Genomic DNA, 14,852 nt, shown 5'->3' with positions numbered 1-14,852 from the left:
TTAGCAATCTTGATTCGTTTTCCTGAAAGGGATTGAGAGAAGTTAAACTGTGTCATCAAAAATAATAACACACTTAGCAAAGTAATTTTTTTCATGGGTTGGTTCGTTAAGAGGTTAATAATAGAGGTTCAAAGTAATATTTTCTTTTCAGAAAACCCTCACCCAAGTTATTTATCTTAGGTCTTTTAGCGTTTTTATGGCTATACCATAAAACCAAAAAAGAAAAACCCTACAATGTGATTCAATTAAAGACATTCAAAACTGAACCACATTTCAATTTTAGTATCTTTGGTATATAAAAATACAAAGTATTGAAACCTATTTTATCTGTAACAAATCTTTCCATTGCCTTTAATGATAATGACGTTATCCACAATATTTCATACCACTTAAATAAAAATGAGATATTGGGTATAGTAGGAGAATCTGGTTCGGGGAAATCGGTATCATCTTTAGCCATTTTAGGGTTGCTTCCCAAGCGAATTTCTAAAATTACATCGGGTAGTATACGGTATAACAATATTAATTTAACTACGCTTTCATCCAAAGGATTTCAAACTATTAGAGGCAGAAAAATTGCCATGATTTTTCAAGAGCCTATGAGTTCTTTAAATCCTTCTATGACGTGCGGCACTCAAGTTCAAGAAATTCTGTTGCAACATACCTCACTATCAAAAACTGAAGCTAAAACAGAAACGCTTTCATTATTTGAAAAAGTAAAATTACCCATTATTGAACGCGTTTTTAAAGCGTACCCTCATGAAATTTCTGGCGGACAAAAACAACGTGTAATGATTGCCATGGCAATTGCTTGTAAACCAGATATTTTAATTGCAGACGAACCTACAACGGCCTTAGATGTTACGGTACAAAAGGACATTATAATCTTGCTTAGAGAGTTACAGGCCGAAACTAAAATGAGTATTCTATTCATTACGCACGATTTAGCCTTAATTTCAGAAATTGCAAATAGGGTTTTAGTTATGTACAAAGGAGAAATAGTTGAACAAGGGCGTATTACAGACATATTTAAGTCACCTAAAAACGAATATACAAAGGCACTTATTAACGCGAGACCTTCCTTAAACGAAAGACAAAAGGTATTGCCAACCATAAAAGATGTTTTAAACAGCAACTTTAAATCTGAAATTATAACTCCTGAAAAACGGAAAAAAGCACACCAACTTCTATATAGTAAACCACCAATTTTGGAAGTTATTAACGTTGAAAAGGAATACATTTCAAAATCTGGATGGTTCTCTAAACCTCAAACCTTTAAGGCTGTAAATGGCGTTAGTTTTAAACTTTATGAAGGTGAAACTTTAGGTTTGGTAGGCGAATCTGGATGTGGTAAGTCTACACTAGGTAATGCTATTCTTCAATTGGATAAAGCTACGGCTGGAAGCATTCTATATAAGGGTACAGATATTACAAAATTGTCTACATCCGAAACTCGAAAATTAAGAAAGGATATTCAAATTATTTTTCAAGACCCGTTCGCATCTTTAAATCCAAGAATTCCTGTTGGAAAAGCCATAATGGAACCCATGACTGTGCATAAGCTTTATAATTCTGATACAGAACGAAAAGCGAAAGTATTAGAACTTTTAAATAGGGTTGGACTTTCTAGCGACTTTTTTAGCCGTTATCCTCATGAGTTTTCTGGAGGGCAACGGCAACGAATTGGCATTGCAAGAACTATAGCACTTCAACCTAAATTAATAGTATGCGATGAGTCTGTTTCTGCCTTAGATATTTCGGTACAAGCACAAGTGTTAAATCTTTTAAATGAACTGAAGGCAGATTTTGGCTTCACTTACATTTTTATCTCCCACGATCTGGCAGTGGTAAAGTATATGGCAGACCAATTATTGGTAATGAACAATGGTAAAATTGAAGAACTAGGTGATGCCGACACTATTTATGATAACCCCAAAAAAAGTTATACCCAAAAGTTAATTGATGCTATTCCCAAAGGGATATAAATTAAAAATCTCGCTTAAAAAAACTAAAAATTGGTAGATTTTTTAAGCAAGATTTAAATAAAATATTCGCAAACCTATTTAAGGCTAAAGCATAAATATTTTTTTTGTGAGATAGAAAACACCTCTAATAAATTGCATATTTTGGTGTAAAGTTTCCTTAAATTTACTATCCCGTTTCGTAGGTTGTTCAGGTAGATTTGTGGCCATATCCATAAGTTTTTAAATTTATGATAGATTTGGGGGAAATCTATTTTAATTAGGTTGATTTGGGACTGCTAATATCTACTTTTTTTTCAAAAATAACGACTAAAAACACATATAATCGATGAAATACATTTTATTTTAACATTTATAAGAATTATAAAACATCATTTATCAATCACCACTAAAGCTTTGGTGTTAATTCTTACACATAAATCTTTATATTTGATACATAAACCAACTAACTGATAGAATGAAAAAACTTTGGGAAGGCAATACTAACTTTAAAAATAAGAGTCATTTAAATAATTATTGTAAATGGCTAAAGGAACATCGTAATTTAGAGTTTAACGATTACCATAGCTTATGGGAATGGTCTACCGAAAATATAGAAGACTTCTGGGAGAGCATTTGGCATTATTTTAAAGTAACATCTCATTCGCCCTACTCCAAAGTTTTATCGTCTCACAATATGCCCGAATGTAAATGGTTTGAAGGTGCCACGTTAAACTATGCAGAACACATTTTTAAACAATCTAAAACCGAAGCAACGGCTATTTATTTTAGTAATGAAAATGGCATTCAAAAATCCATAACATGGAAGGAATTAGAGCGTAAAGTGGCCTCTACCATCACTTATTTAAAATCTTTGGGCGTAACTAAAGGCGATTGTGTGGTAGCTTTTCTTCCTAATGTTCCCGAAGCTACAATAGGGTTTTTAGCTACAAATGCCATAGGCGCCATTTGGTCTAGTACCTCGCCAGATTTTGGTACCGAAAGTGTGGTAAACCGTTTTGCACAAATAAAACCTAAAGTACTTTTTGCGGTAGATGGTTACCGCTACAACGGTAAACCCTATGATAAAACAACTACGGTTAAAGATATAGTAGCAGAATTACCTACGCTAACCAAAATAATAATGCTTCCTTACCTCAACGAAAGTGCATTAGATAATTTTAGCGACAAGTATATTGATATTGAAACTGTATTTAAAGTTCCTGGAGGCGAAATACAATTTCAACCCGTAGATTTTAATCATCCTATTTGGGTGTTGTATTCATCGGGCACTACAGGACTACCAAAAGCCATTGTGCATTCTCACGGAGGTATTTTATTAGAACACTATAAATACATGGCCTTTCATAACGATGTGCACAAAGGCGAAAACTATTTTTGGTTTACAACCACAGGTTGGATGATGTGGAATTTTTTACAATCTGCACTTCTAATGGGCGCATCCATTGTATTGTACGACGGTTCACCAACTTACCCAGAATTTGATTCTCTTTGGGCATTATCAGATGAGTTGACTATTCATCATTTTGGTACAAGTGCACCTTATTTGGTTGCTAATATGAAAAAAAATAGTAGCCCTAAAACACATCATAAGCTAACTTCTATACGTTCTATTAGCTCAACAGGAGCACCGTTACCAGCAGAGGCATTTAATTATGTTTATGAGGCCATAAAAACCGATGTATGGTTATGTTCTATGGCAGGAGGTACCGATGTTTGTACTGCTTTTGTTGGTGGCACACCTTTTTATGCGGTTTATTCTGGAGAAATTCAATGTAGAGCCTTAGGTGTATCGTTACATGCGCTAGATTCTAAAGGAAACCCCGTTGAAGACGAACTAGGAGAAATGGTTATAGACAAGCCAATGCCCTCAATGCCTATTTTCTTTTGGAACGACGAGAATAATGCCCGATATAAATCGAGTTATTTTGAAGATTATCCTGGTAAGTGGCGACATGGTGATTTTATTAAAATTAACCCAGAAACAAAGGGTTTAATTATTTACGGACGCTCTGATGCCACATTAAACAGACATGGCATACGCATTGGTACAAGTGAAATTTACAGTGCTGTAAATAAAATTTCGGCTATAGAAGATGCGCTTATTATTAACCTTGAACTAGAAGAAGGTAAACATTATATGCCGCTTTTTATAAAATTAAAAGCTGGATTTAAGCTTAATAATGCCATTAAACAAGAAATAAATTCACAATTAAAAACTGATTATTCCCCAAGACATGTTCCTGACGACATTATTGAAGTGGCGGACATACCATACACCATAAGCGGCAAAAAAATGGAAGCTCCAATTAAGAAGATTCTTTTAAAAATGCCCTTAGAAACCTCTATTAATTTAGATGCAATGCGCAATCCAGAATGTGTTGACTTCTTTATTGAGTTTGCTAAAAAAATTTAATTAAAACTCTAAGTCTTCAGGTACTTCTTCATTTAATAAATCATCATCACTAATAATGGTTTTTCCACCAGTAGACTCCGAACAATCTACAACTATAGAAAGATCTTCAGGCGCTTCAAAATCTTCTTTAGAGATATTTAACGTTTCATCGGCATAACAACTTTTCATATACAATGCCCAAATTGGTAGTGCCATAGCAGCACCTTGTCCGTAGGTAATTGTTCTAAAGTGCACTGCTCTATCTTCACCACCAACCCAAACGCCAGTAACTAAATTGGGCACCATACCCATAAACCAACCATCACTTTGATTTTGTGTAGTTCCTGTTTTACCAGCTATTGGATTTGTAAACTCGTATGGGTAACCTGTAACTATTTCTCTGTAATCTGCTCTGTATGAATCTGCGCCTCTTGTTCTTAGTCTTGCCCCCGAACCAGATTGTGTAACTCCTTCCATAAGTTTTGTTGCCACATAAGCCGTTTCTTCGCTTATAACGTCACGTGTTTCTGGAGTAAATTGATATAGTATGGTACCATTTTTATCCTCAATACTTGTTACCATTACTGGTTTAGTGTACACGCCTTTGTTAGCAAAAGCAGCATAGGCACCAACCATTTCGTACACACTAATATCTGGTGTACCTAAAGCAATGGAAGGCACAGGTGGAATTTCTGACTCTATCCCTAATTTAGCTGCTAAATCTGCTACAGTTTGCGGACCTACTTTATCAATTAAACGCGCTGTAACAGTATTTACAGAGTTAGCTAACGCGTTTCTAAGAGTGCGATTACCACCGTAATCGTTGTTAGAATTCTTTGGGCACCATTCTTCGGGGTTTCCGTATTTGTTGGCCTCTATACAAAATGGGGTATCTGGAAACTCATCACAAGGCGAAAAATGTAATTGGTCTATCGCAGCGGTATACACTAACGGTTTAAACGTAGAGCCTATTTGGCGCTTTCCTTGTTTTACCATATCGTATTGAAAATGCTTATAATCCATACCTCCAACCCAAGCTTTTACATGGCCTGTACGTGGGTCTATAGACATCATCCCGGTTCTTAAGAACGATTTATAATACCGCATAGAATCTATGGGTTTCATAATCGTATCTATTTCACTAGGCTCACCGTCTTTCCATGCAAAAACCGACATTGGAACTGGTTTTTGAAACGATTCGATAATTTCTTTATCAGATTTTTTTAGGTCGTACTTCATATGCCGCCAACGTTCAGATTGTTTCATAGAACGTTGCATCAAATCTTTAATCTCTTCATTATCTAGCTCCAAAAATGGCGCAGTTGGGTTTCGTTGTGGTGTATTTTGAACAAAAAATTCGGCTTGTAACCTAGGCATGTGTTGTTCTACAGCTGCTTCAGCATATTTTTGCATACGCGAATCTATAGTTGTATAAATAGTTAATCCGTCGTTGTACAAACTCCATTTCGTGCCATCTGGTTTTGGATTATTTTTAATCCAATCTTTCATAAAGGTTGATAAATACCCTCTAAAATATGTTGCTATTCCATCCCGATGCGATTGTGGGGTATATTTTAAATCGAGTTCTGTGTTTTGTAATGAGTCTTTTAAGGTTTCACTAATATAACCATTGCGCATCATTTGAAATAATACAACATTTCTCCTGTTTTTTACACCAACAGGGTTGCGCCTTGGGTTATACAATGATGAATTTTTAAACATCCCCACTAACATGGCAGATTCCTTTAAGCTTAATTCATTCGGTTCTTTATCAAAATATATTGCCGCGGCACTTCTTATACCATCGGCATTATTACCAAAATCGTAAATATTAAAGTATTGAGCTATAATTTCTTCTTTGGTATATTGGCGCTCTAAACGGGTAGCAATTATCCATTCTTTTATTTTTTGGGTAATTCTACCTACAGTCCTTTTAGAGCCTTCTCCATGAAATAGTTGTTTTGCCAACTGTTGTGAAATTGTACTGGCGCCTCCGCCTCGTCCTAATTTAAAAATGGCGCGCAATGTACCACGAGCATCTATTCCAGAGTGGTTTTTAAACCGCTCATCTTCAGTAGCTATTAAAGCTTCGACTAAGTGATCTGGTAATTCTTCATACCCCACAGGTGTTCTATTATCATTAAAATAAAACTTACCTAAAGTTTTTCCGTCTGAAGATATTATTTCAGTGGCTAAGTTTGTTTTAGGATTTTCTAAAACCGTATGATCTGGCATTTCACCAAATACATTCCAAGATGCTAATAAAAACAGAAGAATTATAAATAAAATTCCTCCCAAGAACATTATCCAGAACCATCGTACATACTTTGAAAATCCTTGGGCTTCTGTAGTTTCTTTTTTAGTTTTTGCTTTTGCCATGTACTACCATTTTTAATACATATCGATACTATTTCTCTTAATGGAAATTACTCGATGTAACTGTTTAATTATTTTTTGGTTTTTCTACTCTAAAACCTACATCTGTAATACCTTCTAAATGGGTAATGCCATTTACCTTACCGCTTTCTCTCATAGCGTGCTGTATACTAACTTCGTACTCGCCAGCTTCGTTAAAAACAACGCTTTCTTTGTACCACAATTTATTTTCTTTAATATCGGTTATGCCAGTTCCTAAAAGTTTCCCTGAAGGTTCTGCCATTCTATATTCCAATGTGTCCTTAATAATTTTTCCGTGAGGAAAAGTCATTTCTACAATTAAAAACAAATTATTATACTTATAGGCATTGGTATTTCTAAGGTTTACAAATAAGTTATATGGGTTAACAGTATCTGGTGGATTAATTTTAAAACTGACTATTGAGTCTTTGTGCCACCTGTTAGGCACAGATGTATAAGCATCAAAAACACGGTGATCATCACAGGAAATGAAACAAAAAACCAGTGCCAGAATTAAAGCACTATTTCTGGTTATTCTTAGCATTTTTATTTTGTGGTTTTCTTTTATTGTTTCTTCTTCTTTTATTTTGGTTTGTTTTAGACGTCTCGTTTTTGGTGTTAGAACCACTCTGTGTTGTTTGATTATTTTGAGTGTTCTTTTTATTTTGATTGCCTTTCCGTCTATTATTTTTACGTTTTTTATTACGCTTTGGACTATCAAATCGTGTTAAACTGTCTTGTCCCACAACGTTTTCAAACTCAACTTTAGTATCCTCGGCAAGATCTAAGGCATATTCTTCAAGACTAGTAACTGTTTTATTTTGTGAGTTTATTTCTATTATTTCGTTGGCTTGCTGTACCGTAATTTTATGCCAATTCATCCATTCGCCTTCATAGGCATACCACATATGACCTTTAAAAATATCGGTTTTTTGGCAAACAGCAATACCTTTATCAGTCTTAAGTTTTATCTCTGTTTTAGGAAATTCCTTAAGCGCATCTAAATAGGTATCCAATTCATAGTTTAAACAACACTTTAACTTTCCGCATTGACCCGCTAATTTTTGTGGATTTAAAGATAGTTGCTGATAGCGTGCTGCCGATGTGCTAACAGAACGAAAATCGGTTAACCACGTAGAACAACACAACTCACGCCCACAAGACCCAATACCTCCTAATCTTGAAGCTTCTTGACGAAAACCTACCTGACGCATCTCAATACGCGTTCTAAACTCTCGAGCAAACACCTTAATAAGTTCTCTAAAATCTACACGTTCTTCGGCTGTGTAATAAAATGTAGCTTTACTGCCATCGCCCTGAAACTCAATATCTGAAATTTTCATTTGCAATTTCAAATCTATAGCAAACTGGCGCGCTTTTACCTTCATTGGCTCTTCTTTATCGCGAGATTTCTGCCAAATATCAATATCTTTCTGGGTTGCTTTTCTGTATATTTTTAAAATTTCTTCACCTTCTGGGGCAATGTTTTTGCGCTTCATTTGCACTCGAACCAATTCGCCCGTAAGGGTAACCATACCAATATCATGACCTGCTTGTGCCTGAGTAGCCACAATATCGCCAATACTTAAGGTTAAATTTTCGGTGTTTTTGTAGTAGTGTTTTCTGCCGTTTTTATAACGTACCTCAACCCAATCAAAAGGTTTTTCACCATTTGGTAGAGACATGTTTGCTAACCAATCAAAAACGGTTAGTTTATTGCAGCTATCTGTCCCACAAGTACCATTATTTTTGCAGCCCTTTGGAGAGCCGTCTTTTGTTGAGCAACTTGCACAAGCCATATTTTATATATTGATTCCGACTAAAACTTAAGCTTTATCGGAAGAAGATTCATACCTGATTTTTTTAAAATACAAAAAAGTACTTTAAGATGTAAATATATGATTATCTCAGTACTTAAAAAAGAGGATTAACACTCTCTAACGTTGTTTTACTGAAATTATATGTACAGGACACGCCTTTGCTGCGTTATTGCAAGCATCAAAAATTAAATCGTCATTAGATTTTAAAGTAAAAAAGCCTTTTTTATCTATAGATTTTAGTAATACCGATTTTCCGTCTTTTTTGGACATTTGAAATTGCTGTGGCGCCAATTCCACACAGTAATTGCAACCAATACACTTGTTGCGCTGTAAAGTAATAACAACCATTAGGCCTCCACTTTATTTTCAACGATTTTATAAAGTTTATCCGATGGGCGGATTCTAAATTCTAAAGGAATAGTAACAGAGTCGCCCTTATTAGCCGTTTGTAATTTGGCATCGTTTACTAGCATTTGGCTAACCTTCATTTCTTTTGCTCCAGTTGTGGGGCCTGTTACTAAAATAGTATCGCCAATAGAAACCGAGTAGGCATCTATTTGAAATTCGCCAATACCAGCCTTAGTATAATAATGCACACCTTTGCCTATATATACTTTTTTCTGAGTAGCATGAGACCCCGAGCCATTACTCCATTCGCCTAATTTTTGCCCTAGGTAATACCCATTCCAAAAACCACGGTTGTATACGGTTTCTAAGGTTTTCATCCAAGACACTACTTCTGCTTTATTGTAAGTGCCGTTAGCAATACTATCGATGGCTTCTCGATAGCATTTAATAACCTTGGCAACGTATTCTGGCGCACGCCCTCTGCCTTCAATTTTTAAAACTTTTATACCAGCATTAGCTACTTGGTCTAGAATATCTATGGTACACAAGTCTTTTGGAGACATAATATATTCGTTATCCAGCTCCATTTCAAAACCAGTTTCCTGATCTATAACCGTGTATTTCTTCCTGCAGTTTTGTTTACATGCGCCCCGGTTTGCTGATGAATTTTGCGAGTGTAAACTCATATAACATTTCCCAGAAACTGCCATACAAAGGGCACCATGACCAAATATTTCTATTTCTACTAATTTTCCTGAAGGCCCTTTAATTTGTTCCTTTTCAATCTGCTCTGTAATTTTTTTTATTTGACGTAAACTCAACTCCCGACTTAATACCATTGTGTCGGCAAACATGGCGTAAAACTTTACCGTCTCGATATTGGTGATGTTAATTTGGGTTGATATATGTACTTCCATATTAGCTTCTCTTGCCATGGCTATTACAGCTTGATCCATAGCAATAACTGCAGTAATATCTGCTTCCTTAGCCTTTTTAACCAACGTTTTTACAATAGATAAATCATGATCGTAAATAATTGTATTTAAGGTTAAGTACGTTCTTACGTTTTTAGCTTTACATCGTTTTGAAATTTCATCTAGATCATCTAAAGTGAAGTTTATGGATGCTCTTGCACGCATATTTAATTGTTCCACACCAAAATATACCGAATCTGCACCGTTGTCTAAAGCTGCTTGTAACGATTCGAAGTTACCAGCAGGTGCCATTAATTCTATCTTCTGCATAACTTAACCTTTAAGCTTATCAACTTTTAACGTCTCAAAAATATTTCTTAAATCTTTCTTGTATGGTAAATGGTCTGCGCGCCCTTTTTTAAATATATCGTTGCTGTTGCCTTGGCCTTTACGCAGTGCTTTTTGCGCCTCGTAAGGTAGTGCATGTATTTCTTTACATGCTGTAGAGCAGCAATTATCCATCTCTTCTTTACAGGTATCGCACTGAATAAACAGTAAATGGCAAGCATCGTTTGCACAATTGGTGTGCACATCAAAAGGAGCCCCGCATTGGTGACATTGCGCAATAACATCATCGCTTATCTTTTCTGCCCTACGTTCATCAAACACAAAATTTTTACCAATAAATTTATTCTCTAAATTTTGTGCTTTTATTTGTCTGGTATATTCAATAATACCACCTTCTAGCTGATACACATTTTTAAAACCTTTATGCTTAAAGTAAGCACTGGCTTTTTCGCAACGAATACCTCCTGTACAATACATAACAAGGTTTTTGTCTTCTTTATGTGCTTTTAAATCGGCTTCAATAATATCTAAAGATTCCCTAAAGGTATCTACATCTGGTGTTACCGCATTTTTAAAATGACCTATCTCGCTCTCGTAATGGTTTCGCATATCTACCAAAACGGTGTTTTCATCTTCTATGAGTTGGTTAAATTTATCTGCACCAACATGCATCCCTTTGTTAGTTACATCAAACGTATCGTCGTTTAATCCATCGGCTACAATTTTATGGCGCACTTTAACTTTTAATTTTAAAAAAGACATGTTGTCTTGCTCTATTGCAATATTCAAACGAATATTTTTTAAAAAATCTATAGTTTCTAAATGCGATTTAAACTCTTGAAAACGATCGGCAGGAAGCGATAATTGGGCGTTAATACCCTCGGTAGCTACATAAATACGGCCTAGAACATCTAATTTGTTCCAAGCAATAAATAATTGATCTCTAAACTCTTGAGGATGCTTAATTTTGGCATATTGGTAAAAAGAAAGTGTTAATCGATCTTTGCCTGCTTTCTCGATTAATTCTGCTCTTTCTTTCGCGCTTAACGTATTGTACAGTTGCATGCTATACTAATTTTTAAGGTTAAAGACATATTTTAAGCCGCAAAGGTACAATTAAATACGAATTACACGAATTTAGGCGTTTAGTTTAAGAACCTACTAATTTAAGTTCTGTTTACTAGATATTATTCTAGCTCACTTGCAGCAACATCCTCGGTTAAATCTAGCTCTCTTAACACCGGGTTTTTAACACCTATGGCAAAAACCGTAATTAACGTCATGCTTCCTCCAAAAATTACAGCAGCAACTGGCCCCATTATTTTAGCAGCCAATCCACTCTCGAAAGCACCAAGCTCGTTAGAAGAACCAACAAACATGGAGTTTACAGACGATACACGCCCACGCATATCATCTGGGGTTTTCAACTGTAAAATAGTTTGCCTAATAATCATAGAAATACCATCGGCAGCACCACTTATAAATAACATTAAAACACTTACCCAGAAGATGTTTGAGAGCCCGAAACCTATAATACTCACTCCAAAAATAAATACTGAAATCAATAATTTTTTACCGGTATTTTTACTTATTGGAATGTAAGTTGTAGCAAACATAGTTACAATACTCCCCATAGATATGGACGCATTTAAAATACCAAAACCTTCGCTACCAACTTTTAAAACATCTTGTGCAAAAACCGAAAGAATTGCTACTGTACCCCCAAACAAAACAGCAATCATATCTAAAGTTAAAGCGCCTAAAATAGCTTTATTTTGAAACACAAAACGCACACCTACTTTTAAGCTTTCTTTTACGGGTTCTCCAATTTTTTTGTTCAATATTGGTTTCTTTTCTATTAAAAAAACCAGACAAAATGAAACCAAAACCATAAAAAACACAACACATAATGTTTTGGTTACACCAATCCAACTTATTGCAAAACCTCCAAAAAGTGCCCCAAGAACTGCTGCTGTTTTCCATGTACTGGTACTCCAAGTAGCTGCATTAGGATAGATTTTTTTGGGGACAATTAAGGCTACCAACGAAAAAATAATAGGCCCAAAAAACGAACGCAAAAACCCTCCAAAGAATACCAGTGCATAAATGCAATACAAAATAGATGTTGTAGACCAATCTCCAACAATTGTATTTGAAGTTAATAAAAACAACCCTAAGCTTATTAAGGAAAAAGCGGCGATACACAATGCAAATAAGTTCCTTTTTTCTTTTTGATCTACAATATGACCTGCAAACAATGCCATGGTAAAAGCTGGAATAATTTCCATAAGACCTATTATTCCTAGCGACAAAGGGTCTTTAGTTAAACTATACACTTGCCACTCTATTACAATAAATTGCATAGACCACCCAAACACTAAAAATAGGCGTAGTAGTAAAAAAATATTGAATTCCTTAATTCTTAAAGCAGCATAAGGATCGGTTTTTGCCATAACTATGCTTTTATATCACGAAGTTTTAACTGGAGTGATATGTTTCCTTTCCACTCATTTTCATCAATAGAATACACCGCTTTAAATGGTTTTTTATCAGAAATTAATTCGTGCTTATCGCCCATACCAAAGCCTATACAAACAATTCCGTTAGAGTTTGGTTGTGCTGCTGTTAGCCTTAAATGTGTTTTATCTTCGCCTACACATTTGCCATAACCTGTATCTCTTAAATTTTCACTCATAAACACAGGTGTCATATTACTTGGGCCAAAGGGTGCAAACTGTTTTAATATTCTGTAGAATTTAGGGGTAATAGCGTTCAAATCAATTTGAGTATCGATCTTAATTTCTGGAATTAATAAATTTCTATCTATCGTTTTAGACACCACTTCTTCAAAAGCTTGCTTAAAAGCTTCATAATTTTCCTTCTTTAATGTTAAACCTGCTGCATATTTATGCCCTCCAAACTGCTCAATATGTTCGCTACAGGCTTCTAAAGCATTATATACATCAAAATCTTTTACAGAACGAGCCGAAGCTGCTAAATTTTCGCCACTTTTGGTAAATACCAATGTGGGACGGTAATACGTTTCGGTAAGTCTAGAAGCCACTATACCAATAACACCTTTATGCCAACTTTCGTGATACACAACAGTTGTTACACGTTCTTGTTCTTTATGTGCTTCTATTTGTTGTAATGCAGCTTCGGTAATTTCTTTATCGGTTTCTCGCCGTTCTAGATTGTAGTTGTCTATGTTTGCCGCATGTACTTTAGCCATTTCGTAGTCCTCTTCTGTTAAAAGTGCCACTGCAAAGTTACCATGTTCCATTCGGCCTGCTGCATTAATTCTTGGTGCTATTATAAAAACTACATCGGTAATGGTAAGTTCTGCTTTTTCAACCTGCTCTAAAATTGCTTTTATGCCCGGTCTTGGTTTTGTATTTATTACATGTAGCCCAAAATACGCCAACACTCTGTTTTCTCCATTAATAGGAACAATATCTGCACCAATAGCTGTAGCTACCAAATCTAAATACGGCAATAAATCTTCTGGAGTAAGTCCATCGTTTTGGGCTAGTGCCTGAATTAACTTAAACCCAACACCACAACCACATAATTCTTTATAGGGGTAGTTGCAATCGGTTTGTTTAGGATCTAAAACTGCAACAGCATTAGGTATTTCTGATCCTGGTCTATGGTGATCGCATATTATAAAGTCGATACCTAAAGACTTAGCGTATTCAACTTTCTCAATAGCTTTAATACCACAATCTAATGCAATAATTAATGTAAAATCGTTTTCAAAAGCAAAGTTTATTCCTTTTTTAGAAACGCCGTAACCTTCATCGTAACGGTTTGGAATATATGTATAAACCAAATCGTGCTTAGTTTTTAGGTAGGTTGCCATTAAAGCCACCGCCGTAGTACCATCTACATCATAATCGCCAAAAACTAAAATGTTTTCTTTTTGGGCAATTGCTTTTTCTATACGCGCCACAGCCTTATCCATATCTTTCATTAAATACGGATTGTGTAAATGTTTTAAGCTAGGGCGGAAAAAAGCTTTGGCCTCGTTATAAGTTTCAACACCACGTTGTACCAGCAATGTAGCAATAATTTCATCTACTTGAAGGGTTTCCTGTAGATGTTTTACTTTTTCTAAATCTGGTTTTGGTTTAAGCGTCCAACGCATTTAAAAAAATTTGAGGTAAAAGTACTTAAAGTGCTCTAAAGTAAAAAGTTATATGTTAAAACTTTATACTGTTTTAGTATGAAAAAAAGTCTTAATACTTAATTCTGAAAACTGTCTAAACATTTCCATTACGCCACAGTATTTTTCTATAGATAAATCTACAGCCCGTTGCAATTTATTTTCATTTAAATCTGATCCGTAGAAATGAAAATGCATCGCTACTTTATCATAATATTTTGGATGCTCATCGGTTAAATTTGCTTCAATTTCTATACTAAAATCATCTACATTTAGCTTCATTTTTTTAATCAATGCGGCTACATCTAAACCAGAACATCCTGCTAAACCAGAAAGCATTAAAGCTTTAGGGCGATACCCTTCGTTTTTGCCCCCATTTTCCTCACCTGCGTCTATATATAAATTGTGCCCTGACGGATTTGTACTTTCAAACCGCATTTCGCCTAACCATTTTGTAGAAACTTTAACTGCCATCTTTAAATA

11 protein-coding genes are annotated in these 14,852 nt (G+C 35.2%); 2 read left to right on the top strand and 9 right to left on the bottom strand.

Translation table 11 applies throughout. The features are described from left to right. The first annotated feature begins 311 nt into the window (after positions 1-311). Together CLV33_RS07815 and CLV33_RS07810 are read left to right on the top strand one after the other, a co-directional pair. Positions 312-1,985 carry an ABC transporter ATP-binding protein gene (locus tag CLV33_RS07815; protein WP_105473415.1) on the top strand — a complete coding sequence of 558 codons (1,674 nt, stop codon included), beginning with the start codon at positions 312-314 and terminating at the stop codon, positions 1,983-1,985. Between the two features lie 454 nt (positions 1,986-2,439). Then, positions 2,440-4,398: an acetoacetate--CoA ligase gene (locus CLV33_RS07810; protein ID WP_105473414.1), complete on the top strand. Its 1,959-nt coding sequence runs from the start codon at positions 2,440-2,442 to the stop codon at positions 4,396-4,398. On the opposite strand, the gene CLV33_RS07805 is transcribed toward CLV33_RS07810, so the two are convergent. The 9 genes from CLV33_RS07805 to CLV33_RS07765 all read right to left on the bottom strand — a co-directional run bounded on the left by CLV33_RS07805 (position 4,399) and on the right by CLV33_RS07765 (position 14,843). Continuing rightward, a complete protein-coding gene (locus CLV33_RS07805) occupies positions 4,399-6,756 on the bottom strand; it encodes a penicillin-binding protein 1A (RefSeq protein ID WP_105473413.1) in 2,358 nt (785 codons plus the stop codon). A 64-nt stretch (positions 6,757-6,820) separates the two neighbouring features. Then, entirely contained in the window at positions 6,821-7,318 is a 498-nt protein-coding gene (locus CLV33_RS07800; RefSeq protein ID WP_105473412.1) for a gliding motility lipoprotein GldH, read from the bottom strand. After that, on the bottom strand, positions 7,296-8,573 hold the full coding sequence (locus tag CLV33_RS07795) for a PSP1 domain-containing protein (RefSeq protein WP_105473411.1): 1,278 nt from the start codon (positions 8,571-8,573) through the stop codon (positions 7,296-7,298). The genes CLV33_RS07800 and CLV33_RS07795 overlap by 23 nt, the downstream gene beginning before the upstream one ends. A gap of 138 nt (positions 8,574-8,711) precedes the next feature. Further along, complete coding sequence (locus tag CLV33_RS07790) at positions 8,712-8,942, bottom strand: ferredoxin (protein ID WP_105473410.1); 231 nt, start codon at positions 8,940-8,942, stop codon at positions 8,712-8,714. Beyond that, positions 8,942-10,186 (bottom strand): peptidase U32 family protein, encoded by a 1,245-nt coding sequence (locus tag CLV33_RS07785; RefSeq protein WP_105473409.1) that lies wholly within the window; start codon positions 10,184-10,186, stop codon positions 8,942-8,944. The genes CLV33_RS07790 and CLV33_RS07785 overlap by 1 nt, the downstream gene beginning before the upstream one ends. Positions 10,187-10,189: 3 nt before the next feature. Next, positions 10,190-11,269 carry an oxygen-dependent tRNA uridine(34) hydroxylase TrhO gene (trhO, locus tag CLV33_RS07780; protein ID WP_105473408.1) on the bottom strand — a complete coding sequence of 360 codons (1,080 nt, stop codon included), beginning with the start codon at positions 11,267-11,269 and terminating at the stop codon, positions 10,190-10,192. 122 nt (positions 11,270-11,391) lie between these two features. Then, positions 11,392-12,657 carry an MFS transporter gene (locus tag CLV33_RS07775; RefSeq protein WP_045371639.1) on the bottom strand — a complete coding sequence of 422 codons (1,266 nt, stop codon included), beginning with the start codon at positions 12,655-12,657 and terminating at the stop codon, positions 11,392-11,394. 2 nt (positions 12,658-12,659) lie between these two features. After that, positions 12,660-14,351, bottom strand: a complete 1,692-nt coding sequence (gene recJ, locus CLV33_RS07770) for a single-stranded-DNA-specific exonuclease RecJ (RefSeq protein WP_105473407.1) — start codon at positions 14,349-14,351, stop codon at positions 12,660-12,662. Between the two features lie 63 nt (positions 14,352-14,414). Beyond that, a complete protein-coding gene (locus CLV33_RS07765; protein ID WP_105473406.1) occupies positions 14,415-14,843 on the bottom strand; it encodes an OsmC family protein in 429 nt (142 codons plus the stop codon). Between the last annotated feature and the right edge of the window lie 9 nt (positions 14,844-14,852).

It is taken from the genome of Jejuia pallidilutea (assembly GCF_002973595.1).
In the GTDB taxonomy this organism is placed as follows: domain Bacteria; phylum Bacteroidota; class Bacteroidia; order Flavobacteriales; family Flavobacteriaceae; genus Jejuia; species Jejuia pallidilutea.
This window is presented reverse-complemented; position numbering and strand designations above follow the sequence as displayed.

Bases quoted from the DNA above. Each gene is read 5' to 3' on its own strand.
- CLV33_RS07785 (WP_105473409.1), bottom strand. From the start codon at position 10,186: ATGCAGAAGATAGAATTAATGGCACCTGCTGGTAACTTCGAATCGTTA.
- CLV33_RS07805 (WP_105473413.1), bottom strand. From the start codon at position 6,756: ATGGCAAAAGCAAAAACTAAAAAAGAAACTACAGAAGCCCAAGGATTT.
- CLV33_RS07795 (WP_105473411.1), bottom strand. From the start codon at position 8,573: ATGGCTTGTGCAAGTTGCTCAACAAAAGACGGCTCTCCAAAGGGCTGC.
- CLV33_RS07765 (WP_105473406.1), bottom strand. From the start codon at position 14,843: ATGGCAGTTAAAGTTTCTACAAAATGGTTAGGCGAAATGCGGTTTGAA.
- CLV33_RS07800 (WP_105473412.1), bottom strand. From the start codon at position 7,318: ATGCTAAGAATAACCAGAAATAGTGCTTTAATTCTGGCACTGGTTTTT.
- trhO (WP_105473408.1), bottom strand. From the start codon at position 11,269: ATGCAACTGTACAATACGTTAAGCGCGAAAGAAAGAGCAGAATTAATC.
- CLV33_RS07775 (WP_045371639.1), bottom strand. From the start codon at position 12,657: ATGGCAAAAACCGATCCTTATGCTGCTTTAAGAATTAAGGAATTCAAT.
- CLV33_RS07790 (WP_105473410.1), bottom strand. From the start codon at position 8,942: ATGGTTGTTATTACTTTACAGCGCAACAAGTGTATTGGTTGCAATTAC.
- recJ (WP_105473407.1), bottom strand. From the start codon at position 14,351: ATGCGTTGGACGCTTAAACCAAAACCAGATTTAGAAAAAGTAAAACAT.
- CLV33_RS07810 (WP_105473414.1), top strand. From the start codon at position 2,440: ATGAAAAAACTTTGGGAAGGCAATACTAACTTTAAAAATAAGAGTCAT.